Source organism: Streptomyces sp. NPDC002004, assembly GCF_053593975.1.
The window spans coordinates 415,179-437,591 of record NZ_JBSFDP010000002.1 but is presented as its reverse complement, the minus strand read 5'-3'; the positions used below and the strand labels follow the sequence as shown (position 1 = coordinate 437,591).

Here is a 22,413-nt window from a genome sequence, read left to right as displayed (position 1 = left end):
ATCATGTCAGCAGGCCCGCCCCGGACGGAAGGGCTCCCGGCCCGGACCGCACCCACCGTCCGACGGCGCTTCGGGGGCAGCGGGGCCGCCGCGGCGCGGGATGCCGGGTCAGCCGTCCCGGCGGTTCAGGAGCCAGGGCTCGACCACCCCGAGGCCTCGTACCGGCCGCTGCCACATCGGCTGCATCGCGAAGCGGTACGAGGGGGGCTCCTCGCCGTTCTTCTCCGCCTCCGCCGCCGCCTCGGCCGCCTCGGTCTCCGATGCGGGGGCGTCGCCGGTGCGGATGAGCTCCTCGGCGAGCGCCTGGTCGACGAGGACGGCGTCCTTCGGCGCTATCGAGGTGAGCCTGCTGGCCAGGTTCACGGTGGTACCGAAGACGTCGCCCATGCGGGTGGTCACCGTGCCGAAGGCGATGCCGACCCGCAGCTCCGGCATGGTCTCGTCATTGCCCATGGTCTCGATGAGCCGCAGGCCGATCTCCGCGGCGACACCGGGGTCGTCCGCCGAGTACAGGACCTCGTCGCCGAGGGTCTTGATGAGCCGCCCGCCGTGCGCGGCCACCAGGTCCGCCGCGGTGGTCTCGAAGGCCTCGACGAGCTCGCCGAGTTCCTCCTCCTCCATACGGCGGGTCAGCCGTGTGAAGCCGACCAGGTCCGCGAAGCCGACGGCGAGGCGGCGGTCGACCATCTCCTCGTCGTCCGCGGCCTGCACGACCCGGCCGGTCGCGGCGGCGAGCTGGCGGCGCCAGACGTAGACGAGGAACTCCTCCAGCTCGGGCAGGAGCAGCTGGATCAGGGGGTACGTCACCTCGGTGCGGGTCATCCCCGGCTCCGGCGGCTCCGTCAGACCCTCCAGGAAGGAGTCGATCTGCCATTCGGCCAGACGGGCGGTGGTCTGGCCGGTGGACCGCGCGACCTGGACCGCCATGGCCTCGCTGAGCAGGCCGGCCTCGACGAGACCGGCGAGACGGCGCAGCGCCAGGACGTCGGCCTCGGTGAGCGCCTTGGCCTGACCGATGTCGGCGAAGCCCATGGCGCGCCAGAAGCGCGACGAGAGCTCCATGGAGACGCCCGCGCTGCGAGCCGCCTGGAAGGGCGTGTAGCGGCGCTCGGCCCCGAGGATCAGCGCCTCCAGGCGGAGGGCCAGCGGGTCCTCCTCGGCCTCGTCGCCTTCGGCGTCGCCGTCCCGCTCGGCGTCCGGGCGACCGGGCTCGATGTCCGCGACGGCGCGCTCGGCCTCCGCGCGACGGTGCTCGCCGTCGGTACCGGTGCGCTCCGCGCCGGGACCGCCGCGCTCGACGGCCTCGGAGGGCTTCCGCTCGGTCCCGGGAGCGCTGTGCCCGGCTTCCGGGCCGGCCCCGGCCCGGTCCGCGGCCCATGGGGCGGCAGACCCGGTGGTACGGCCGGTCTCACCGTCGGGGGCGGGGGTACCCGTGCCGGAGCCCGTGTCGTCGACGGTCACGCCTGCTGCCCTTCCGATCTGCCGCGGTCAGATATCGACCGCGGTCAACTCTACGGCAGGTGTGCCGTGGCTCACTCGCGACGGGTTCCACCAGCCGTTCCGACCCCCGGCCCCCCAGCGGAACGACTGCCCACAGCGGCAGCGGACCGCGGCTGGACACCACCCCCCCCCCGGCCGAGGCCCTCAGCCCTCGGCCGGGGGGGTGTCCAGCCGGAGGTGGACGATGTCCCCCACCCCGACCGTCTCCCGGGTTCCGTCGTCGGTCGCGACGACCAGGCGGCCGGAGCTGTCGATCGCGACGGCCTCGCCGGTCAGGGAGCGGTCGCCGGGCAGTTCCGCGCGGACCCGGCGGCCGAGGGTGGCGCAGCCGGCCACGTACGTCTCGTGGAGCCCGGAGGCGGCCGGGTCGCCACCGGCGGCGCGCCACCGCACGTACCAGTCCTCCAGGGACCGCAGCACCGCCCGCAGCAGCGTGTCGCGGTCGGTGGTCACGGCTCCGGCGAGCGCGAGGGAGCCCGCGGTCGGCACCGGGAGTTCGTCGGCGCGCAGCGTGACGTTGAGGCCGACGCCCACGACGACCGCGTCCCCGGTGCGCTCGGCGAGGATGCCGGCGGCCTTCCGCTCCTCGCCACCGACGGTGACGAGGAGGTCGTTGGGCCACTTGAGTGCCGTGTCGACGCCGGCGACCCGCGAGAGGGCGGTGGCGGTGGCCACACCCGCGAGCAGCGGGAGCCACGGCCAGTGCTCGACGGGGACCCCGGGGCCGGGCTTCAGGAGCACGGAGAAGAACAGCCCGGAGCGGGCCGGGGCCACCCACTGGCGGTCGAGGCGCCCGCGCCCCGCGCTCTGCTCCTCGGCGACGAGCACGGCGCCCTCGTCGAGCTCCTCGGCGCGGGCGCCCAGGTCACTGTTGGTGGAGCCGGTGGCGGGGACGACCTCCAGGGAGGTCCACAGCCCGTCCCGGACGAGAGCGTGGCGCAGCGAGTCCGCGCTCAAGGGGGGCCGATCAAGGTCGGACCAGCGGTTCTGATGAGCATCTGACGGCGTCATGCAAGCCACCCTAGGTGTGGTAAACGACGCACTGCCGAACCGTAGGCGCGCCGATACGCTACGAGTCAGTAGCCAGCGATCAGACGTCCCCTTTGAGCAGGCAGGGAGCCGCATCCCGATGTCCGAGCCGGAACAGCCGCAAGTGGCGCAGGAACCGCAGAAGATCGACATCCACACCACAGCGGGCAAGCTCGCCGATCTCCAGCGCCGGATCGAGGAGGCCACGCACGCCGGCTCCGCCCGTGCGGTGGAAAAGCAGCATGCCAAGGGCAAGTTGACGGCCCGTGAGCGCATCGACCTGCTGCTGGACGAGGGGTCGTTCGTCGAGTTCGACGAGTTCGCGCAGCACAGGTCCTCCAATTTCGGACTCGAGAAGAACCGCCCGTACGGCGACGGTGTCGTCACCGGGTACGGCACCGTCGACGACCGTCCTGTCGCCGTCTTCTCGCAGGACTTCACCGTCTTCGGCGGCGCCCTCGGCGAGGTGTACGGGCAGAAGATCTGCAAGGTCATGGACTTCGCGCTGAAGACCGGCTGCCCGGTCGTCGGCATCAACGACTCCGGTGGCGCCCGTATCCAGGAAGGCGTGGCCTCGCTCGGCGCGTACGGCGAGATCTTCCGCCGGAACACGCATGCGTCGGGTGTGATCCCGCAGATCAGCCTGATCGTGGGCCCCTGCGCGGGCGGCGCGGTCTACTCCCCGGCGATCACCGACTTCACGGTCATGGTCGACCAGACCTCGCACATGTTCATCACCGGCCCGGACGTCATCAAGACGGTGACGGGCGAGGACGTCGGCTTCGAGGAGCTGGGCGGCGCCCGCACCCACAACTCCACGTCCGGTGTCGCGCACCACATGGCGGGCGACGAGAAGGACGCGATCGAGTACGTCAAGTCGCTGCTGTCGTACCTTCCGTCCAACAACCTGAGCGAGCCGCCCTCCTACCCCGAGGAGGCGGACCTCTCCCTCACGGACGAGGACCGCGAGCTGGACACGCTGGTGCCGGACAGCGCCAACCAGCCGTACGACATGCACTCGATCATCGAACACGTCCTCGACGACGGCGAGTTCTTCGAGACGCAGCCGCTGTTCGCGCCGAACATCGTGACCGGCTTCGGCCGGGTCGAGGGCCGCCCGGTGGGCATCGTGGCGAACCAGCCGATGCAGTTCGCGGGCTGCCTCGACATCGACGCGTCCGAGAAGGCCGCGCGTTTCGTGCGCACCTGCGACGCGTTCAACGTGCCGGTGCTGACCTTCGTCGACGTGCCGGGCTTCCTGCCGGGTGTCGGCCAGGAGCACGAGGGCATCATCCGGCGCGGCGCCAAGCTGATCTACGCGTACGCGGAGGCCACGGTCCCGCTGATCACGGTGATCACGCGCAAGGCGTTCGGCGGCGCGTACGACGTCATGGGGTCCAAGCACCTCGGGGCGGACCTGAACCTGGCCTGGCCGACCGCGCAGATCGCCGTCATGGGCGCGCAGGGCGCGGTGAACATCCTGCACCGGCGCACCATCGCCGAGACCCCGGACGACGAGCAGGAGGCGGTGCGCCAGCGGCTCATCCAGGAGTACGAGGACGCGCTGCTGAACCCGTACACGGCGGCCGAGCGCGGCTATCTCGACGCCGTGATCATGCCGTCGGACACCCGTCGGCACATCGTGCGCGGGCTGCGTACGCTGCGCACGAAGCGGGAAGACCTGCCTCCGAAGAAGCACGGCAACATCCCTCTGTAGGCCCGGGAGGAGCCGCCATGATCAAGGTAGTACGGGGCAATCCGACCCCGGAGGAGCTCGCCGCCGCCCTGGCGGTGGTCCAGGCGCGCGCCGCGGCGGTGGCGAACGGGCCGTCCGGCGCGCCCGAGCCGGAGCCGGACGCCTGGGCCGCCCCGGCCAGGGTGGCCCGCAGCCGGATGCCCGCACCGGGCCCGAGCGCATGGGGCCGCACCTTCTGGCCTGTGTGAGCCGTCCGCGGCCCGCGCAGGGCCGCACGGGCGCGTCCGTCCGCGGGCGTGTCCCTCACAGGAGCCCGGCGACGACCTCGGCCATCACCGCGTACCCCGCGTCCTGGGGGTGCAGGTGGTCGCCGGAGTCGTACGCCGGGTTCAGTGCGTCCGGGTCCCGGGGGTCGGCGAGCGCACGGTTCAGGTCGGCGACGGCGTCGTACGCGCCCGCGGTCCTGATCCATTCGTTGACCTCGTGGACGGTCTTGGCCGCGCGCTCTCCCCAGTGGTCGGATCCGGCGAGCGGCAGGAGGGTGCCACCGACGACCCGCAGCCCACGCTCCCGCGCCTGGCGGATCAACGACCGGTGACCGTCGACGACTTCCTCCGCGGTGACGACGGGGGCGGGCTTGTAGGTGGGCTGGTCGCCGGTCTCGCTGAAGCCGATGTCGTTGAGGCCGGCGAGGATCACGACGGTGTCGACGCCGTGCTGGTCGAGGACGTCGCGGCGCAGCCGGCCGACGCCCTTCTCGCCGTACCAGGCCGAGTCGTTCAGGAGCAGGTTGCCGCCGATGCCCGCGTTGAGGACCGGCCGGGCGGTCCGCTCGGCGAGGGCGTCGGACCAGCGCCGGTCGGCGCCCGGGGTGGAGCCGAAGCCGTCGGTGATCGAGTCGCCGAACAGCGCCACGCCGTCGGCGCGGCCCGCGGCGACGTCGACGCCCGCGAGGAGGTACCACGAGGCGCTCCGCTCGTCGAAGCCGTCGCCGTGCTCGTCCATGAGCAGGTCGCCCGCGCCCCGGTAGCTGGTCGTCCAGGCCTGCGCATGGAAGGTGGCGGGCCCGGTGGTGGCGTCGAGGTGGAGCGTGACCGTGACGGATTCGAGCCGGCCGGCCGGGAGGTCCACGGCGTCGCTCGCGAGCCGTCCCCGCGCCGGGATCTCCGCGGACGGCTCACCGCCGAAGGTGAGGCGGCGCAGGGTCCCGGGCCGGACGGCGGCGCCGTGCCGGGTCCGGGCGAGCGTGGCGCCGGCGATCCGCACCGGTGAGGTCCCGTAGGCGTTGCTGAGCCGGACCCGGACGCGATCGCCGGACGCGGTGAGCCGGACGGTCTGGCGCAGCGACTGGCGCCAGAAGCCCTCCCGTGACCAGTTGGGGGTGAAGCCTTCGGCGGGCAGCTGCGGCGAGGCGGTCCAAGCGGTGGTGAACACGGTGCACTCTTCCTTCCGCGAAGCATTAAATGGGCCTGCAGTCCCTTTAGCTGTCGACATGACCGTACCGCAGCGTTCGCGCTAATGGAACCGCAGAACCGTTTGGTGAAGTTGAGTACGCATACTCAGGCGCCGGAACCCTCGCCGCCCGGACCATCGGTTGCATGCTGTGGTCCGACCCCGAGAACGAGCCCCCGAAGGAACTGCGCGACGCGCAGGACATGTTGCGGCGGCTCGGGCTCCTCATGGCGGTCGCCATGGTGCTCACGATGCTCGTGCTCGGCGTGCGATGAGACGGGATACGGGCCGGGAGAGGTGGGGCCCGGGCCGCGCGGATACGCTGACCGCATGACAGATCAGCGCCGTCTCGTGCTCGCCTCGCAGTCCCCCGCCCGGCTCGGACTGCTGCGCCAGGCAGGACTCTCGCCCGACGTGATCGTCAGCGGCGTCGACGAGGACGCCGTGCACGCGCCGACCCCCGCGGAGCTGGCCCTCGCGCTCGCCGAGGCCAAGGCCTCCGTCGTCGCGGCCCGCCCCGACGTGACCCGCAGTCACGCGCTCGTCATCGGCTGCGACTCGGTGCTCGAACTCGACGGGCACGCCCTCGGCAAGCCGGCCGACGAGGAGGAGGCCCTCGCGCGCTGGAAGTCCATGCGTGGCCGCGCCGGCGTCCTCCAGACGGGCCACTGCATCTACGACACGGCGACCGGCCACTACGCCTCGGCGACCGCGTCCACCGTGGTCCGCTTCGGCGACCCGACCGACGAGGAGATCGCCGCGTACGTCGCCTCCGGCGAGCCGCTGCACGTCGCGGGCGCCTTCACCCTGGACGGCCTGTCGGCGCCCTTCATCGAGGGCATCGACGGCGACCACGGCAACGTCATCGGCATCTCGCTGCCCCTGGTGCGCCGCCTGCTCGCCGAACTCGGCGTCGGCATCACGGAGTTGTGGCAGCCGTCGCGGACCTCCTAGACCCGCGGCCTGAAGCGGCCCTTGCGGGCGGGAGGCCGGAGGCGTTTTGCGGGCGGGAGGGCCTGCCGCCGGCGCTCCCGGGACCCGTCGTCGGTGGAGGTCAGGCCGGCTGCGGGGAGCCGTCGCCCGGGGCGCCGCCCGCGTCCGGGCCGCCGGAGGACTCCGCCGCCGGCTGGACGTCCGGCTTGTCGTACGCCATCAGGGTGAGCACGATCAGGCTCAGCACCACCATCATGAAGACGAAGGCCGGCCAGCCGACCAGGCCGACCGAGAACGCGCCCAGCAGACCGTGCACCACGGCCGCGCTGATCAGCAGGATGCGGCCGAAGCCGGCCGGGCGGCGGCCGCGCAGCGCGACGAGCAGCAGGACCACGCCGCACAGGGCCAGATAGAGGCCGAACACCACGCCCGCGATCCACGTCGACACGGTCATCGCACGCGGGTCGAGGCCCGCGAGGGACATCTCCTGCCGGTCGACGACCAGACCGAGGAACCAGTTGAGCAGCGCGACGCCGACCGCCTCCACGAACAGGAGGACCGCCGCCACCAACGCCACCGGTCTGCGCGCCACGGCGCCCCACCCACTTCCCGCTGCTGTTACCACCAGTACGTACCGGACCCAATGGCACGCTACTCACGGGTAAAGCGCGGGACAAGACTTGTGTACGACTCTCCCCCCTCGCGCTACTCGGAAGTACCCGGCGCAAAGTTTGATTGGGCCATTCGTAGGGACTCCACAAAGAAACGCGAGCAGCCGGGGCACTGGTTCACAGAGACCTTGACCACACTGGAGGGCTAGGGTGCCGGGGAGGGAACCTGCGTGACGTGGCGCGACATGGGGTTTCGCGGTTCAGGCGAGGCTCGAATCACGCTCCGTGTGGGCAAGCTCACCATTGGGGACGGGTCGTAAGGCCGTGTCGGCAGTCCCTAAACTCGGCTTGTTTCAAGGGAGGAGCCATCGTGCGCAAAGTGCTCATCGCCAACCGTGGCGAAATCGCAGTCCGCGTTGCCCGGGCCTGCCGGGATGCGGGGATCGCGAGCGTAGCCGTCTACGCAGACCCCGATCGCGACGCTCTGCACGTCCGCGCTGCGGACGAGGCGTTCGCGCTGGGCGGTGACACTCCGGCCACCAGCTACCTGGACATCGCGAAGGTGCTCCAGGCCGCCAAGGACTCCGGAGCGGACGCCGTCCACCCGGGATACGGCTTCCTCTCGGAGAACGCCGAGTTCGCACAGGCGGTACTGGACGCGGACCTGATCTGGATCGGCCCGCCGCCGCACGCGATCCGTGACCTCGGTGACAAGGTCGCCGCCCGTCACATCGCCCAGCGTGCCGGTGCGCCGCTCGTCGCGGGCACCCCCGACCCGGTCTCGGGGGCCGAAGAGGTCGTGGCGTTCGCCGAGGAGCACGGTCTGCCGATCGCGATCAAGGCCGCCTTCGGCGGTGGCGGCCGCGGCCTGAAGGTCGCCCGCACCCTGGAAGAGGTCCCCGAGCTGTACGAGTCCGCGGTCCGCGAGGCCGTGGCGGCCTTCGGCCGGGGCGAGTGCTTCGTCGAGCGCTACCTGGACAAGCCGCGGCACGTCGAGACCCAGTGCCTGGCCGACCAGCACGGCAACGTCGTGGTCGTCTCGACGCGTGACTGCTCGCTGCAGCGCCGCCACCAGAAGCTGGTGGAGGAGGCCCCGGCGCCGTTCCTGACGCCCGAGCAGAACGCCGAGCTGTATGCCGCGTCGAAGGCGATCCTGAAGGAAGCCGGCTACGTCGGCGCGGGCACCGTGGAGTTCCTCGTCGGCAACGACGGCACGATCTCCTTCCTCGAGGTCAACACCCGGCTCCAGGTCGAGCACCCGGTCACCGAGGAGGTCACCGGCATCGACCTGGTCCGCGAGATGTTCCGTATCGCCGACGGCGAGGAGCTCGGCTACGGCGACCCGGCCCTGCGCGGTCATTCCTTCGAGTTCCGCATCAACGGCGAGGACCCGGGCCGCAACTTCCTGCCCGCCCCCGGCACCGTCACCACGTTCGCCCCGCCGTCCGGCCCGGGCGTCCGCCTGGACGCGGGCGTGGAGTCCGGCAGCGTGATCGGCCCGGCGTGGGACTCCCTGCTGGCCAAGCTGATCATCACCGGTGCCACGCGTGAGCAGGCGCTCCAGCGTGCCGCCCGCGCACTGAACGAGTTCCAGGTCGAGGGCATGGCGACCGCCATCCCCTTCCACCGCAAGGTGGTCACCGACCCGGCCTTCGCGCCCGAACTGACCGGCTCCGACGACCCGTTCACGATCCACACCCGCTGGATCGAGACCGAGTTCGTCAACGACATCCCGGCCTTCGCCGCCCCCGCGGACGCGGAGGCCGATGAGGAGCCGGGCCGCGAGACCGTCGTCGTCGAGGTCGGCGGCAAGCGCCTCGAGGTCTCGCTGCCGTCCTCGCTGGGCATGTCTCTGGCCCGTACCGGCCTGGCCGCCGGCGCCCGGCCCAAGCGGCGCGCGGTGAAGAAGTCCGGCCCGGCCGCCTCGGGCGACACGCTCGCCTCGCCGATGCAGGGCACCATCGTCAAGATCGCCGTCGAGGAGGGCCAGGAGGTCCAGGAGGGCGACCTGGTCGTCGTCCTGGAGGCCATGAAGATGGAGCAGCCTCTCAACGCCCACCGCTCCGGCACCATCAAGGGCCTGACCGCGGAGGTCGGTGCGTCGATCACCTCCGGCGCGGTGATCTGCGAGATCAAGGACTGAGCAACGCCTCTTCGGGAGCCCGGCCGGCACCACGGCCGGGCTCTTGGCGTACCGGGCGCGTTACTGTGAGGGCGACCGCAACCACCACCAGCCGAGGACGCCGACGGTGAGCAGCCAGGCCCGCGCGAGCGGCGCCGCCCCGGGCACCGCGGGCGCGCCGCGCCCGATGCGTGCCGACGCCCGCCGCAACTACGAGCGGCTGCTGGCGGAGGCGCGCACGGCGTTCGCGGAGCACGGCGCCGACGCGTCGCTGGAGGACGTGGCGCGCCGCGCGGGCGTCGGCATCGGCACGCTGTACCGGCACTTCCCCAATCGGCACGCATTGCTGAGCGCGGTATTCGACGACGCGGTCAGCGACCTGCTGGCCCGCGCCCGGTCCCTCCTGGAGGACCCACAGCCCTGCGCGGCCCTGGTCTCCTGGCTGCGCTCGATCATCTCCCACGCGGGCGAGTACCGGGGCCTGTCCCGTGCCCTCATGTCGGCGACGCACGACAAGGGTTCGGCGCTCGCCCGGTGCAGCACACCGATGCGGGAGGCCGGCGCCGCCCTGCTGGCCCGTGCCCAGGCGGCCGGAGCCGTACGCGGCGACGTCTCCATCGCCGACCTGCTCCAGCTCACCAACGCGATCGCGCTGGCCGCCGAGGAGACTCCGGACGATCCGGAGCTGGCGGACCGTCTGCTGACGCTGACCCTGCGGGGCTTGAAGCCCTAGGGGAGTAGTCGTGCCCGATCACCGGGTGCCGCGGTCACGGCACCCCGGTCACCGGCGCCGCAGATCCGCGACGCGTGCGCCCCGCTCCGCGGGCTCGCCCAGTACCGATGCGGTGCGGAGCTGGTTTCCGGCACCAGAGGGAACGGTACGCCTGGGTCCCGGCAGGGGCATGTCGCGATGGGCGCGCGCCGGGGTGGCGGGGTCACCGCCGGCGACGGCGACCTGCACCCCCTGATCGGCGAGCGCCTGCAACTCCGTACCGGCCCGGTCGTCATGGGACGGCGGCTCGTCGGTGACGAGCCGCGTGATGACGTCCGTGGGCACCGTCTGGAACATCGTGTCGGTGCCGAGCTTGGTGTGGTCGGCGAGCACGACGACCTCGGCCGCGGCTTGCACCAGAGCCCGGTCGACGCTCGCCGAGAGCATGTTGGAGGTGGACAGTCCCCGCTCCGCAGTGAGCCCGCTTCCGGAGAGGAAGGCACGCGAGACCCGCAGTCCCTGCAGGGACTGCTCCGCCCCGCTGCCCACCAGGGCGTAGTTGGAACCGCGCAGCGTCCCGCCGGTCATCACGACCTCCACGCGATTGGCATGGGCCAACGCCTGGGCGACCAGCAGCGAGTTGGTGACGACGGTCAGCCCGGGCACCCGCGCGAGCCGGCGGGCCAGCTCCTGCGTGGTGGTACCCGCCCCGACGACGATGGCTTCGCCCTCTTCGACGAAGGTCGCGGCGAGGTCGGCGATGGCCGTCTTCTCGGCGGTCGCGAGATGGGACTTCTGCGGAAAGCCGGACTCCCGCGTGAAACCGCCCGGCAGTACCGCACCGCCGTGCCGGCGGTCGAGGAGTCCTTCGGCCTCCAGTGCCCGCACGTCCCGCCGTACGGTCACTTCGGAGGTCTGGACGACGCGGGCGAGCTCACGGAGCGACACTGCTCCGTTGGCCCGCACCATTTCGAGGATCAATTGGCGACGTTCTGCAGCGAACACGAAACTGACAGTAACCCCAACGACCGTCTGCTTTCAGCAGTATGCGCCGAATAGCAGAAGTTGTTCGCACCGTGGGTCAGAAAGTGGTATACGGGCCACGACCCTGACTCCGGGGGCGAACTCAGACCTCTCCGGCCGACTTTCGCGTGTGCAGCTGGCGCGCGACCTCGGCGATCGAACCCGACAGGGACGGGTAGACGGTGAAGGCGTTCGCGATCTGCTCGACGGTGAGACTGTTGTCGACCGCGATCGAAATCGGGTGGATCAGCTCGGACGCGCGCGGCGAGACCACCACGCCGCCGACCACGATGCCGGTACCGGGGCGGCAGAAGATCTTGACGAAGCCGTCGCGGATGCCCTGCATCTTCGCGCGCGGGTTGCGCAGCAGCGGCAGCTTGACCACCCGGGCGTCGATCTTGCCCGCGTCGACGTCGGCCTGCGTGTAGCCGACGGTGGCGATCTCGGGGTCGGTGAAGACGTTCGAGGAGACCGTCTTCAGGTTCAGCGGGGTCACCGCGTCCCCGAGGAAGTGGTACATCGCGATGCGGCCCTGCATGGCGGCGACGGAGGCGAGCGCGAAGACACCGGTGACGTCACCGGCGGCGTACACGCCCGGCGCGCTGGTCCTGGACACCTTGTCGGTCCAGATGTGACCGGACTCCTTGAGCTTGACCCCGGCCTCCTCCAGGCCCATGCCGGCGGAGTTCGGGATGGCACCGACGGCCATCAGGCAGTGCGTACCGGTGATGACCCGGCCGTCCGCGAGCGTGACCTCGACGCGGTCGCCGACGCGCTTGGCGGCCTGGGCGCGGGAGCGGGCCATGACGTTCATGCCGCGGCGGCGGAACACGTCCTCCAGCACGGCGGCGGCGTCGGGGTCCTCGCCGGGCAGCACGCGGTCACGGCTGGAAACGAGCGTGACACGGGAACCGAGGGCTTGGTAGGCGCCCGCGAACTCGGCGCCGGTGACACCGGATCCGACCACGATGAGCTCCTCGGGGAGCTCGGTCAGGTCGTACACCTGGGTCCAGTTGAGGATGCGCTCCCCGTCGGGCTGGGCGTCGGGCAGCTCACGCGGGTGACCACCGGTCGCGATCAGGACGGCGTCCGCGGTGAGCCGCTCCTCGCTGCCGTCGGCGGCGCGCACGACGACCGTGCGGGAGCCGTCCATGGCCTGCTGGCCCTCCAGCCGGCCACGGCCGCGCAGCACGCGCGCCCCTGCGCGCGTGACGGAGGCGGTGATGTCGTGGGACTGGGCGAGCGCGAGCCGCTTCACCCGTCGGTTGACCTTGCCGAGGTCCACGCCGACGATCCGGGCCTTCTGCTCCAGCGGCGGGGTGTCGTCGGCGACGATGATGCCGAGCTCCTCGTGCGAGGAGTCGAAGGTCGTCATCACTTCGGCCGTGGCTATCAAGGTCTTCGACGGCACGCAGTCGGTGAGCACCGACGCCCCGCCCAGACCGTCGCAGTCGACGACGGTCACCTCCGCACCGAGCTGGGCTGCGACGAGCGCCGCCTCGTAGCCGCCGGGTCCGCCACCGATGATCACGATCCGAGTCACGTACCCCATTGTCCCGCACGCATCAAGATCCTTCTCCCCCGGGGCCGGTCTTTCCGGCCACTGCCGCCCCACCAGCCACTCTTTTTGCGGAAGGGCCGAACATCACACCTGCCGTACTCTCGAACCATGTCGCTCTACGCCGCGTACGCCGGCAATCTCGACCCGCGGCTCATGTCCCGCCGCGCCCCGCACTCGCCGCTGCGCGCCACCGGGTGGCTCACCGGCTGGCGACTGACCTTCGGGGGTGAGCACATGGGGTGGGAGGGTGCGCTCGCCACCATCGTGGAGGCACCGCGCTCGCAGGTCTTCGTCGCGCTGTACGACATCGCTCCACCGGACGAGGAGTCCATGGACCGCTGGGAGGGAGTGGGTCTCGACATATACCGCCGGATGCGGGTGCTCGTGGACACGCTCGACGGCAAGGAGTCGGCCTGGGTGTACGTGCTCAACGGCTACGAGGGCGGCCTGCCCTCGGCCCGCTACCTCGGCGAGATCGCCGACGCCGCGGAGTCGGCCGGGGCACCGCACGACTATGTGATGGAGCTCCGCAAGCGCCCCTGCTGACGGCACCGCAGCACGGCGCCGCCCTGCGTGCGCCGGAACCCACGGCCCCCTCCGTGCTCCCCGGACGGCCGAGACCCGCGAGCGGCACGGCGGGTCCGCGGACGCACGCCCGCGCGTGCCCGCCGGACGCCCCTCCCCGCGCCGGGCCTGCGCCGCCACGCCCCGTGGTCATGCCTGTCCGAGACCCCGGCCACATCGGTTGTCGGAAACGACAAAGCAACGATCCCGATACCGTGAGGTCCATCATCTACGCGCGTAGGCGAACAGCGGCTACCCTCGTGTGCGTGAACGCATCTCTTCTTCCGGACGACATCCAGGGCGACCCGACCGCCGCCGCCGACGCCGCCGCCGCGCGCCTGCGCGAGCTGACGGGCGCCGACACCCACGACGTCGCCCTCGTGATGGGCTCCGGCTGGGCGCCGGCCGTCGACGCGCTCGGCGCACCCGAGCACGAGTTTCCCGTGACCGAGCTCCCGGGCTTCCCGCCGCCGGCCGTCGAGGGCCACGGCGGCAAGATCCGCTCGTACCGGATCGGCGAGAAGCGGGCGCTCGTGTTCCTGGGCCGCACCCACTACTACGAGGGCCGCGGCGTCGCCGCCGTCGCGCACGGTGTGCGCACGGCCGTCGCGGCGGGCTGCAAGACCATCGTGCTCACCAACGGCTGCGGCGGTCTGCGCGAGGGCATGCGTCCCGGCCAGCCGGTTCTGATCAGCGACCACCTGAACCTCACCGCCACCTCGCCGATCGTCGGCGCGAACTTCGTCGACCTGACGGACCTCTACTCGCCGCGGCTGCGGGCGCTCTGCAAGGAGATCGACCCGTCGCTGGAGGAGGGCGTCTACGCCCAGTTCCCCGGCCCGCACTACGAGACCCCGGCCGAGATCCGCATGGCGCGCGTGATCGGCGCCGACCTCGTCGGCATGTCGACCGTCCTCGAGGCCATCGCGGCCCGCGAGGCCGGCGCCGAGGTCCTCGGCATCTCCCTGGTCACCAACCTGGCCGCGGGCATGACCGGTGAGCCCCTCAACCACGAAGAGGTCCTCCAGGCGGGCCGCGACTCCGCCACCCGCATGGGCGAGCTGCTTGCGCAGGTGCTGGAGCGCATCTGACGCCGCCGGTGCGCGGGGCCGTGACCGGGTGGGCGTGCTCACCCGGAATGCCCGCGCACGACGGGGCCGACGCCGCACCGCCGGTCACGGCCCGGACGACGGCGCCGGTCACGGCGGACGAGGACGACGGCGCAGCCGCTGAGCAGGCATGAGGGGACGTGCCGGGACCTCCGCCCGCAGCGGCCGGCGCGCACGTGCCGCACCCGATGGGTGACGGAGGCGCGCCGGCCCGGGACGGACGTGACGTCACGTCCCCGCTCCACCCGCCGTCCGCAGGCGCGAAGCATCGCCGGCCGGGGGCGGACAGCCGTACACGAGCCCGAACCCGCAGCCGGCCCCCGTCCGCAGGCCGCACCCGAAACCGCGGTCGGCCCCCGGCCGGAGGCCGCAGCCCGACAAGCCCGTAGGCGCAGTCGCAGGGCGCCGCCCCCGGTGGGTAGACAGACCTCCGGGGGACACGGAACCAAGAGGAGAGGTTGACCCACGTGCAGGACGCACTCGTCGCACGGGCCAGGACCTGGCTGGCAGAGGACCCCGACCCGGAGACGCGCGAGGAGCTGGCGAAGCTCGTCGAGGGCGCGGAGGCCGGTGACCCCGGGGTCACCGCGGAACTGGCCGAGCGCTTCGGCGGCACCCTCCAGTTCGGCACCGCGGGCCTGCGCGGCGAGCTGGGCGCCGGCCCGACGCGCATGAACCGCGCGGTCGTGATCCGCGCCGCGGCCGGCCTGGCCGCGTACCTCCGGGACAAGGGCCAGGGCGACGGCCTCGTCGTCATCGGCTACGACGCCCGGCACAAGTCGGCCGACTTCGCGCGCGACACCGCCGCCGTCATGACCGGTGCGGGTCTGCGCGCCGCCGTGCTCCCCCGTCCGCTGCCCACCCCCGTGCTCGCGTACGCGATAAGGCACCTCGGGGCGGTCGCGGGCGTGGAGGTCACCGCCAGCCACAACCCGCCGCGGGACAACGGCTACAAGGTCTACCTCGGCGACGGCTCGCAGATCGTGCCGCCGGCCGACGGCGAGATCGCCGCCCGGATCGACGCGGTGCGCGCGCTGGCCGACGTACCGCGCCCGGACGGCGGCTGGGAGATCCTCGGCGAGGACGTCCTGGAGGCCTATCTGGCGCGTACGGACGCGGTCCTGGCCGCGGGGTCCGCCCGCACCGCCCGCGTCGTCTACACGGCCATGCACGGCGTCGGCAAGGACACCCTGCTGGCCGCCTTCTCGCGTGCCGGGTTCCCGGAGCCGGTGCTGGTCGCCGAACAGGCCGAGCCCGACCCGGACTTCCCGACCGTGGCGTTCCCGAACCCCGAGGAGCCGGGCGCGATGGACCTCGCGTTCGCCGCCGCCCGCGAGGCCCGGCCCGACATCGTCGTCGCCAACGACCCGGACGCCGACCGCTGCGCCGTCGCGGTGCCCGACGGCGAGGACTGGCGCATGCTGCGCGGTGACGAGGTGGGCGCCCTGCTCGCGGCCCATCTGGTGCGCCGCGGGGCGCGCGGCACGTTCGCCGAGTCGATCGTGTCCTCGTCGCTGCTCGGCCGGATCGCCGAGTCCGCGGGCCTGCCGTACGAGGAGACCCTGACGGGCTTCAAGTGGATCGCCCGCGTCGACGGCCTGCGCTACGGCTACGAGGAGGCGCTCGGCTACTGCGTCGACCCCGAGGGCGTACGCGACAAGGACGGCATCACGGCGGCGCTGCTCGTCACGGAGCTGGCGTCCGAGCTCAAGGAGCAGGGCCGTACGCTCCTCGACCTGCTCGACGACCTCGCCGTGAAGCACGGCCTGCACGCCACCGACCAGCTGTCCGTGCGCGTCGAGGATCTGTCGGTCATCGCGAACGCGATGCGGGCGCTGCGCGAGCAGCCGCCGACGGAGCTGGCCGGGCTGACGGTCACCGGGGCCGAGGACCTGACCCGGGGCACGGACCGGCTGCCGCCCACGGACGGCCTGCGCTACACGCTCGACGGCGACTTCCGCGCCCGTGTCATCGTCCGCCCCAGCGGCACCGAGCCGAAGCTCAAGTGCTACCTGGAGGTCGTCGTTCCGGTGGCCGCGCCGGAGCAGCTCTCGGCCGCGCGTGCGAAGGCGACGCAGCTGCTCGACGCGATCAAGCGGGACCTGGCGGCCGCCGCCGGTATCTGACCGCGTGCTCGCATCCCGAGGCCGGGGCCCGGCATTGTGCCAGGCCCCGGCTTCGGCGTTCCCCCTCCGTGGAGGCCGTCGGTCCGGAGTGCCGCGGGGCCGCTGCGGTCCCGTGGACAGCGGTCAGGACCCGAACGGCCGATCGCGCGGGGACCAACCGTCCGGGAAGCCGGACGGGTTCGCGCACGCGGGGCCCGGGCCTGTACGTGTCCCGCGGCCCGGCCCGTGCGGAGGGGGCGGGCAGGAGTAGGGGACGACGGCCGGCCGCGGCCGGGCGACAGGGTGCGCAGCTCCGGCGCCGGCCGGGAGAAACCCCCGTCCGCGGTCGCCCGGAAGCGTGATTTCCGCGTGGCAGTTGACGCAGCGCTCCGGTAGGTGACGGAGTGACCGAGGAACGGTTGACCGGTAGCGCACCACCGAGTCCCTGGAGCTGCCGCGTGTTCTCCACAGCCAACCCGGCGCCGTCCGCATCGACCGCACCGCCCCGCCACGGCCTGCTCCCCGGATCCCGTCGCCCGCACACACCACCCCGGCCGCGCCCGGGCGCCCTGGAGCGGGTGCGCCGCTCCCTGCGCCGCGCCGCGCCCGCGCTGCTCTGCTACACGGCGGTCCGGATGGCCGGTCTGCTGGTGCTGGTCAGGTGGTCGCACGCCCTGCACCACGGCGTCTGGCCCGCCATCGCCGACGACTGGGACTCGAACTGGTACCTGGGGATCGCCGACCAGGGCTACACGCACCGGCTCGGCACCGCCTACAACGCGAACAACCTGGCGTTCTTCCCGCTGTACCCGTTCCTCGTCAAGGCGGTCGCGGCCGTCACCCCAGGCTCGCGGGGGACGGTCGGGCTGCTGCTCGCGATGGGCTTCTCGCTGGTCGCGGCGTGGGGTGTGTTCGCCGTGGGCCACCGGCTGCACGGACAGCGGGCCGGCACGCTGCTTGCGGTGCTGTGGGCGGCCTTCCCCGTCGGCATCGTGCAGTGGATGGGCTACACCGAGTCCCTGTTCACGGCGCTCACCGCCTGGTCGCTGTACGCCGTGCTCACCGGCCGCTGGCTGTGGGCGGGTTCCCTCGCCGCGCTCGCCGGGCTGACCCGTCCCACCGGCATCGCGCTCGCCGCCGCGGTCACGGTGCCCGCACTGCTGGCCCTGCGCCGCGGCTTCTCGGCGCGGATCCTCGCGGCCGCCGTGCTCGCACCGCTGGGCTGGCTGGCGTACGTCGGCTGGGTGGGCAGGCGACTGCACCGCTGGGACGGCTACTTCGCCGTACAGGAGCTGTGGCACAACCAGTGGGACGGCGGCAGGGAGACCCTGCACTGGATGCGGTCGCTGCTGACGAGGGAGGCGACGCCGCAGCTCTTCCTGGTGATGGTCACGCTCACGCTGATGGCGTCGGCGGTGCTGTTCGTGCTGTCCGTGGCCGACCGGCAGCCCCTGCCGCTGCTCGTGTTCACCGGCGCCCTGCTGCTGATCGTGCTCGGCAGCGGCGGCGTCTACTTCCCCCGGGCTCGATTCCTGGTCCCCGGTTTCCCGCTTCTGCTGCCGCTCGCCCTGCTGATCGGACGCACCGCCCGGCGCTACGCGGCGCTCGTCCTCGGCACCGTGATCCTGGGCTCCTCCTACTGCGGCGCCTACATGCTGCTGGTCTGGCCGAGCGCGCCCTGAGCGACCGCACCCCGGGCGGGCCGCACTCCGAGCGACCGGGCAACGGCACCCCGACCGCACCCGACGCGGGCCGCATCCCCAGCCCGCCGCACCCCGGGCAACGGCACCCCGAGCGGGCCGCACCCGACGCTGGCGGCGCCGGCTAGCCGATCGCGAAGAGGATCACCAGCAGGACCAGTCCCGCGGCGGACGGCGCGAGGACCTCGTAGGCCCAGCGCACCACCGGCTCGCCCTGGGCGGCTTCGGCGTTCGCGCGCCGGTCCGCGAGCTCCCGCAGGTCGTCCATGGCCTGGTCGGCGGCGGCCCGCACCGGCGCGGACGGCGTGATCGAGGTGCGGCCGGTCGGGTCGTCCACGGCGGCCGTGGTCTGGCGGCGCGCCGCCTTCTTGCGCGCCCGCAGCGACACCGGCATGGCCCAGAGCTGGTACTTCTTCCCCGCCTGGTCGAACACCTCGTTGGAGTAGCCCGACCGCAGCCCGGACACCGCGCCCCACGGCAGCGTGATGTACCGGAAGGGATTGCGGATGCGCAGCCGCTCGTCGTTCGCGAACACGGCGGGCCGCAGCGTGAAGGCGATCACGAGCGGCAGTGCGCAGAGCAGTCCGGCGAGCGCCAGCCAGGGCGTGCGCCCGTGGCCCCGCACCAGTGCGTCGATCCCGAGCCAGAGCACCAGACCGAGCAGGAACACTCCGCCGGCGATTCCACCGGGAGACCGGAAGACCCGGTCGGGTGACGACGGCTGGGACGGCTTCTGAGGCTCGGGGCTGCTCATGGGGCGCATTCTGCCCCACCCGCCGCCGGCTATCGCCACGGGCGGTCCGCGGCGCCCGCCGCCCGCGGTTCCGCGCTCCCGGTGTCCCTACAGTGGGGAGTACCGGAACGGTCCGGACGACCCTGTTCCACCGGGCCCCCTGTACATCCGCTACGCGCGTAGATATGCTCCTCTCGTGACCATGCCCACCACTGCACCCCACGCACTGGCCGACGTGGCCGCGTCCAACGCCACGCTGCGCCGCTTCCTCCACGGGCTGCCCGGCGTCGACGCGGTCGGCCTGGAGGCACGTGCCGCCTCGCTCGGCACCCGTTCGATCAAGACGACGGCCAAGGCCTACGCCATCGACCTGGCCATCTCGATGATCGACCTGACGACCCTGGAAGGCGCGGACACCCCGGGCAAGGTCCGGGCGCTCGCCGCCAAGGCCGCCCTGCCCGATCCGACCGACCGCACCGCGCCCCGCGTCGCCGCCGTCTGTGTCTATCCGGACATGGTGGCGACCGCCAAGGAGTCCCTGGCCGGCACCGGCATCAAGGTGGCGTCCGTGGCCACCGCCTTCCCGGCGGGCCGCGCCGCGCTCGACGTGAAGCTGGCCGACGTGCGCGACGCCGTCGCGGCCGGGGCGGACGAGATCGACATGGTCATCGACCGTGGCGCGTTCCTCGCCGGGCACTACAGCAAGGTCCACGACGAGATCCGCGCCGTGAAGGAAGCCTGTGGCTCCACCGCCCGGCTGAAGGTCATCTTCGAGACCGGCGAGCTGTCGACGTACGACAACATCCGGCGCGCGTCCTGGCTCGGCATGCTGGCCGGCGCCGACTTCATCAAGACCTCGACCGGCAAGGTCGCGGTGAACGCGACCCCGGCGAACACCCTGCTCATGCTGGAGGCCGTGCGCGACTTCCGGGTCCAGACCGGGGTACAGGTCGGAGTGAAGCCCGCGGGCGGCATCCGTACCTCCAAGGACGCGGTCAAGTTCCTCGTCCTGGTCAACGAGACCGTCGGTGAGGACTGGCTGGACAACCGCTGGTTCCGCTTCGGCGCCTCCAGCCTGCTGAACGACCTGCTCATGCAGCGTCAGAAGCTGGCCACCGGACGCTACTCCGGTCCCGACTACGTGACGGTGGACTGAGAACCCATGAACCCCATGAACGCGGAAAAGCAGACTTCTGCATTCGAGTACGCCCCCGCCCCGGAGTCGCGCTCGGTCGTCGACATCGCGCCGTCCTACGGCCTGTTCATCGACGGCGAGTTCACCGACGCCGCGGACGGCAAGGTCTTCAAGACGATCTCCCCCAGCTCCGAAGAGGTGCTGTCGGAGGTCGCGCAGGCCGGGGCCGAGGACGTCGACCGCGCGGTCAGGGCCGCCCGCAAGGCGTTCGGGAAGTGGTCGGCGCTGCCGGGCGCCGAGCGTGCCAAGTACCTCTTCCGCATCGCGCGGATCATCCAGGAGCGCTCGCGCGAGCTGGCCGTCCTGGAGACCCTGGACAACGGCAAGCCGATCAAGGAGACGCGTGACGCGGACCTCCCGCTGGTCGCCGCGCACTTCTTCTACTACGCGGGCTGGGCGGACAAGCTCGGCCACGCCGGATACGGCTCCGACCCGAAGCCGCTGGGCGTCGCGGGCCAGGTCATCCCCTGGAACTTCCCGCTGCTGATGCTGGCGTGGAAGATCGCCCCGGCGCTCGCGGCCGGCAACACGGTCGTGCTGAAGCCCGCGGAAACCACTCCGCTGTCGGCCCTCTTCTTCGCGGACATCTGCCGCCAGGCGGGCCTGCCGAAGGGCGTCGTCAACATCCTTCCGGGATACGGCGACACGGGCGCCGCGATCGTCGCGCACCCGGACGTGAACAAGGTCGCGTTCACCGGCTCGACGGCCGTCGGCAAGGAGATCGCGCGCACGGTCGCCGGCACGGACAAGAAGCTCACCCTCGAACTGGGCGGCAAGGGCGCCAACATCGTCTTCGACGACGCCCCCATCGACCAGGCCGTCGAGGGCATTGTGGGCGGCATCTTCTTCAACCAGGGCCAGGTCTGCTGCGCGGGCAGCCGCCTGCTCGTCCAGGAGTCGATCCACGACGAGCTGCTGGACTCGCTGAAGCGCCGCCTGTCCACCCTCCGCCTCGGCGACCCGCTGGACAAGAACACCGACATCGGCGCCATCAACTCCGCGGAGCAGCTGGCCCGTATCACCGCGCTCGCCGAGCAGGGCGAGGCCGAAGGCGCCGAGCGCTGGTCCCCGGCCTGCGAGCTGCCGGCCTCCGGCTACTGGTTCGCGCCGACACTGTTCACGAACGTCACACAGGCGCACACCATCGCCCGCGACGAGATCTTCGGCCCGGTCCTGTCGGTGCTGACGTTCCGCACCCCCGACGAGGCCGTCGCCAAGGCCAACAACACCCAGTACGGCCTCTCCGCCGGCATCTGGACGGAGAAGGGCTCCCGCATCCTCGCCGTGGCGAACAAGCTGCGCGCAGGCGTCGTGTGGTCCAACACGTTCAACAAGTTCGACCCGACCTCGCCCTTCGGCGGCTACAAGGAGTCGGGCTTCGGCCGCGAGGGCGGCCGCCACGGCCTGGAGGCGTACCTCGCCCCGTCGAGCCCGGAGGGCGAGCGATAAATGAGCACTGTCGAGAAGTCCGAAGCACGGCTCAGTGTCTTCAAGACCTACAAGCTGTACGTGGGCGGGAAGTTCCCGCGTTCCGAGAGCGGCCGGGTGTACGAGGTGACCGACTCGAAGGGCAAGTGGCTCGCGAACGCGCCGCTCTCCTCCCGCAAGGACGCCCGTGACGCGGTGGTGGCCGCACGCAAGGCGTTCGGCGGCTGGTCCGGCGCGACCGCGTACAACCGCGGCCAGATCCTCTACCGCATCGCCGAGATGCTGGAGGGCCGCAAGGAGCAGTTCGTCCGCGAGGTGGCGGACGCCGAGGGCCTGTCGAAGTCCAAGGCCGCCGCGGTCGTGGACGCCGCGATCGACCGCTGGGTCTGGTACGCCGGCTGGACCGACAAGATCGCCCAGGTGGTCGGCGGCGGCAACCCGGTCGCGGGCCCCTTCTTCAACCTCTCGACGCCTGAGCCGACGGGCGTGGTGACCGTCGTCGCCCCGCAGGACTCGTCCTTCCTGGGCCTGGTCTCCGTGGTCGCCCCGGTCATCGCGACCGGCAACACGGCGGTGGTGGTCGCGAGCGAGAAGGCCCCGCTGCCCGCGCTGTCGCTGGGCGAGGTCCTGGCCACGTCCGACCTGCCGGGCGGTGTGGTCAACGTCCTCTCCGGTCGTACGGCGGAGATCGCGACGCCGCTGGCCGCGCACCAGGACGTCAACGCGATCGACCTGACCGGCGCCGCCGAGGTGCTGGCCAAGGAGCTCGAGGTCGCCGCCGCCGACAACCTCAAGCGGGTGCTGCGCCCCCGTGCCGAGGACTGGACGGCGGACCCGGGCACGTCGCGGCTGACCGCGTTCCTGGAGACCAAGACGGTCTGGCACCCGACGGGTTCGCTGGGCGCGTCCGGTTCGGCGTACTGACGCCACCTCCCGCCCC

At 72.2% G+C, this 22,413-nt stretch carries 20 protein-coding genes; 13 read left to right on the top strand and 7 right to left on the bottom strand.

Annotation, left to right across the window (positions count from 1 at the left end; all coding sequences use genetic code 11):
- Positions 1–108: 108 nt before the first annotated feature.
- Together ACWCP6_RS04970 and ACWCP6_RS04965 are read right to left on the bottom strand one after the other, a co-directional pair.
- Complete coding sequence (locus ACWCP6_RS04970; RefSeq protein WP_450930908.1) at positions 109–1,461, bottom strand: adenylate/guanylate cyclase domain-containing protein; 1,353 nt, start codon at positions 1,459–1,461, stop codon at positions 109–111.
- 183 nt (positions 1,462–1,644) lie between these two features.
- Positions 1,645–2,511: a biotin--[acetyl-CoA-carboxylase] ligase gene (locus ACWCP6_RS04965; RefSeq protein WP_450930907.1), complete on the bottom strand. Its 867-nt coding sequence runs from the start codon at positions 2,509–2,511 to the stop codon at positions 1,645–1,647.
- 118 nt (positions 2,512–2,629) lie between these two features.
- Between ACWCP6_RS04965 and ACWCP6_RS04960 the strand changes: the two genes are divergently transcribed.
- Entirely contained in the window at positions 2,630–4,246 is a 1,617-nt protein-coding gene (locus ACWCP6_RS04960) for an acyl-CoA carboxylase subunit beta (RefSeq protein WP_450930906.1), read from the top strand.
- A 17-nt stretch (positions 4,247–4,263) separates the two neighbouring features.
- The gene (locus tag ACWCP6_RS04955) at positions 4,264–4,473 is read left to right on the top strand and encodes an acyl-CoA carboxylase epsilon subunit (protein ID WP_450930905.1); all 210 of its coding nucleotides are present in this window, start codon (positions 4,264–4,266) and stop codon (positions 4,471–4,473) included.
- A 55-nt stretch (positions 4,474–4,528) separates the two neighbouring features.
- Here the strand turns inward: ACWCP6_RS04955 and ACWCP6_RS04950 are convergent, their stop codons facing one another.
- Entirely contained in the window at positions 4,529–5,659 is a 1,131-nt protein-coding gene (locus ACWCP6_RS04950; RefSeq protein WP_450930904.1) for an SGNH/GDSL hydrolase family protein, read from the bottom strand.
- A 164-nt stretch (positions 5,660–5,823) separates the two neighbouring features.
- On the opposite strand from ACWCP6_RS04950, the gene mmpB reads away from it, so the two are divergent.
- Both mmpB and ACWCP6_RS04940 read left to right on the top strand, forming a co-directional pair.
- Entirely contained in the window at positions 5,824–5,952 is a 129-nt protein-coding gene (mmpB, locus tag ACWCP6_RS04945) for a morphogenic membrane protein MmpB (protein WP_450930903.1), read from the top strand.
- A gap of 55 nt (positions 5,953–6,007) precedes the next feature.
- A complete protein-coding gene (locus ACWCP6_RS04940; RefSeq protein ID WP_450930902.1) occupies positions 6,008–6,631 on the top strand; it encodes a Maf family protein in 624 nt (207 codons plus the stop codon).
- Positions 6,632–6,731: 100 nt separating this feature from the next.
- On the opposite strand, the gene ACWCP6_RS04935 is transcribed toward ACWCP6_RS04940, so the two are convergent.
- The gene (locus ACWCP6_RS04935; RefSeq protein ID WP_450930901.1) at positions 6,732–7,202 is read right to left on the bottom strand and encodes a hypothetical protein; all 471 of its coding nucleotides are present in this window, start codon (positions 7,200–7,202) and stop codon (positions 6,732–6,734) included.
- Positions 7,203–7,591: 389 nt separating this feature from the next.
- On the opposite strand from ACWCP6_RS04935, the gene ACWCP6_RS04930 reads away from it, so the two are divergent.
- Positions 7,592–9,364, top strand: a complete 1,773-nt coding sequence (locus tag ACWCP6_RS04930) for an acetyl/propionyl/methylcrotonyl-CoA carboxylase subunit alpha (protein ID WP_450930900.1) — start codon at positions 7,592–7,594, stop codon at positions 9,362–9,364.
- A gap of 166 nt (positions 9,365–9,530) precedes the next feature.
- Positions 9,531–10,076 (top strand): TetR/AcrR family transcriptional regulator, encoded by a 546-nt coding sequence (locus tag ACWCP6_RS04925; protein ID WP_450931111.1) that lies wholly within the window; start codon positions 9,531–9,533, stop codon positions 10,074–10,076.
- Between the two features lie 48 nt (positions 10,077–10,124).
- Here ACWCP6_RS04925 and ACWCP6_RS04920 read toward each other — a convergent pair whose 3' ends face one another.
- Positions 10,125–11,060, bottom strand: a complete 936-nt coding sequence (locus tag ACWCP6_RS04920) for a DeoR/GlpR family DNA-binding transcription regulator (RefSeq protein ID WP_450930899.1) — start codon at positions 11,058–11,060, stop codon at positions 10,125–10,127.
- Between the two features lie 121 nt (positions 11,061–11,181).
- Positions 11,182–12,630, bottom strand: coding sequence for an NAD(P)H-quinone dehydrogenase (locus ACWCP6_RS04915; RefSeq protein ID WP_450930898.1), 1,449 nt, complete (start codon positions 12,628–12,630; stop codon positions 11,182–11,184).
- A 117-nt stretch (positions 12,631–12,747) separates the two neighbouring features.
- On the opposite strand from ACWCP6_RS04915, the gene ACWCP6_RS04910 reads away from it, so the two are divergent.
- The 4 genes from ACWCP6_RS04910 to ACWCP6_RS04895 all read left to right on the top strand — a co-directional run bounded on the left by ACWCP6_RS04910 (position 12,748) and on the right by ACWCP6_RS04895 (position 18,099).
- On the top strand, positions 12,748–13,185 hold the full coding sequence (locus ACWCP6_RS04910) for a gamma-glutamylcyclotransferase (RefSeq protein ID WP_450930897.1): 438 nt from the start codon (positions 12,748–12,750) through the stop codon (positions 13,183–13,185).
- Between the two features lie 284 nt (positions 13,186–13,469).
- Positions 13,470–14,294 carry a purine-nucleoside phosphorylase gene (locus tag ACWCP6_RS04905; protein ID WP_450930896.1) on the top strand — a complete coding sequence of 275 codons (825 nt, stop codon included), beginning with the start codon at positions 13,470–13,472 and terminating at the stop codon, positions 14,292–14,294.
- 485 nt (positions 14,295–14,779) lie between these two features.
- Entirely contained in the window at positions 14,780–16,438 is a 1,659-nt protein-coding gene (locus tag ACWCP6_RS04900) for a phospho-sugar mutase (RefSeq protein ID WP_450931110.1), read from the top strand.
- A 437-nt stretch (positions 16,439–16,875) separates the two neighbouring features.
- Complete coding sequence (locus ACWCP6_RS04895) at positions 16,876–18,099, top strand: hypothetical protein (RefSeq protein WP_450930895.1); 1,224 nt, start codon at positions 16,876–16,878, stop codon at positions 18,097–18,099.
- Positions 18,100–18,241: 142 nt separating this feature from the next.
- On the opposite strand, the gene ACWCP6_RS04890 is transcribed toward ACWCP6_RS04895, so the two are convergent.
- Entirely contained in the window at positions 18,242–18,871 is a 630-nt protein-coding gene (locus tag ACWCP6_RS04890; protein WP_450930894.1) for a PH domain-containing protein, read from the bottom strand.
- A 181-nt stretch (positions 18,872–19,052) separates the two neighbouring features.
- On the opposite strand from ACWCP6_RS04890, the gene deoC reads away from it, so the two are divergent.
- The 3 genes from deoC to ACWCP6_RS04875 are packed head-to-tail and all read left to right on the top strand — an operon-like array spanning position 19,053 to position 22,397.
- The gene (gene deoC, locus ACWCP6_RS04885; RefSeq protein ID WP_450931109.1) at positions 19,053–20,006 is read left to right on the top strand and encodes a deoxyribose-phosphate aldolase; all 954 of its coding nucleotides are present in this window, start codon (positions 19,053–19,055) and stop codon (positions 20,004–20,006) included.
- Between the two features lie 15 nt (positions 20,007–20,021).
- Positions 20,022–21,494, top strand: coding sequence for an aldehyde dehydrogenase family protein (locus tag ACWCP6_RS04880; protein ID WP_450931108.1), 1,473 nt, complete (start codon positions 20,022–20,024; stop codon positions 21,492–21,494).
- The gene (locus ACWCP6_RS04875; protein ID WP_450930893.1) at positions 21,495–22,397 is read left to right on the top strand and encodes an aldehyde dehydrogenase family protein; all 903 of its coding nucleotides are present in this window, start codon (positions 21,495–21,497) and stop codon (positions 22,395–22,397) included. It abuts the gene before it with no gap.
- The last annotated feature ends 16 nt before the right edge of the window (positions 22,398–22,413 follow it).

What these genes read in the sequence shown, in the direction of transcription:
- ACWCP6_RS04880 (WP_450931108.1), top strand. Translation starts at nt 20,022, where the DNA reads ATGAACGCGGAAAAGCAGACTTCTGCATTCGAGTACGCCCCCGCCCCG.
- ACWCP6_RS04915 (WP_450930898.1), bottom strand. Translation starts at nt 12,630, where the DNA reads ATGGGGTACGTGACTCGGATCGTGATCATCGGTGGCGGACCCGGCGGC.
- ACWCP6_RS04890 (WP_450930894.1), bottom strand. Translation starts at nt 18,871, where the DNA reads ATGAGCAGCCCCGAGCCTCAGAAGCCGTCCCAGCCGTCGTCACCCGAC.
- mmpB (WP_450930903.1), top strand. Translation starts at nt 5,824, where the DNA reads ATGCTGTGGTCCGACCCCGAGAACGAGCCCCCGAAGGAACTGCGCGAC.
- ACWCP6_RS04925 (WP_450931111.1), top strand. Translation starts at nt 9,531, where the DNA reads ATGCGTGCCGACGCCCGCCGCAACTACGAGCGGCTGCTGGCGGAGGCG.
- ACWCP6_RS04910 (WP_450930897.1), top strand. Translation starts at nt 12,748, where the DNA reads ATGTCGCTCTACGCCGCGTACGCCGGCAATCTCGACCCGCGGCTCATG.
- deoC (WP_450931109.1), top strand. Translation starts at nt 19,053, where the DNA reads ATGCCCACCACTGCACCCCACGCACTGGCCGACGTGGCCGCGTCCAAC.
- ACWCP6_RS04965 (WP_450930907.1), bottom strand. Translation starts at nt 2,511, where the DNA reads ATGACGCCGTCAGATGCTCATCAGAACCGCTGGTCCGACCTTGATCGG.
- ACWCP6_RS04955 (WP_450930905.1), top strand. Translation starts at nt 4,264, where the DNA reads ATGATCAAGGTAGTACGGGGCAATCCGACCCCGGAGGAGCTCGCCGCC.
- ACWCP6_RS04940 (WP_450930902.1), top strand. Translation starts at nt 6,008, where the DNA reads ATGACAGATCAGCGCCGTCTCGTGCTCGCCTCGCAGTCCCCCGCCCGG.
- ACWCP6_RS04875 (WP_450930893.1), top strand. Translation starts at nt 21,495, where the DNA reads ATGAGCACTGTCGAGAAGTCCGAAGCACGGCTCAGTGTCTTCAAGACC.
- ACWCP6_RS04960 (WP_450930906.1), top strand. Translation starts at nt 2,630, where the DNA reads ATGTCCGAGCCGGAACAGCCGCAAGTGGCGCAGGAACCGCAGAAGATC.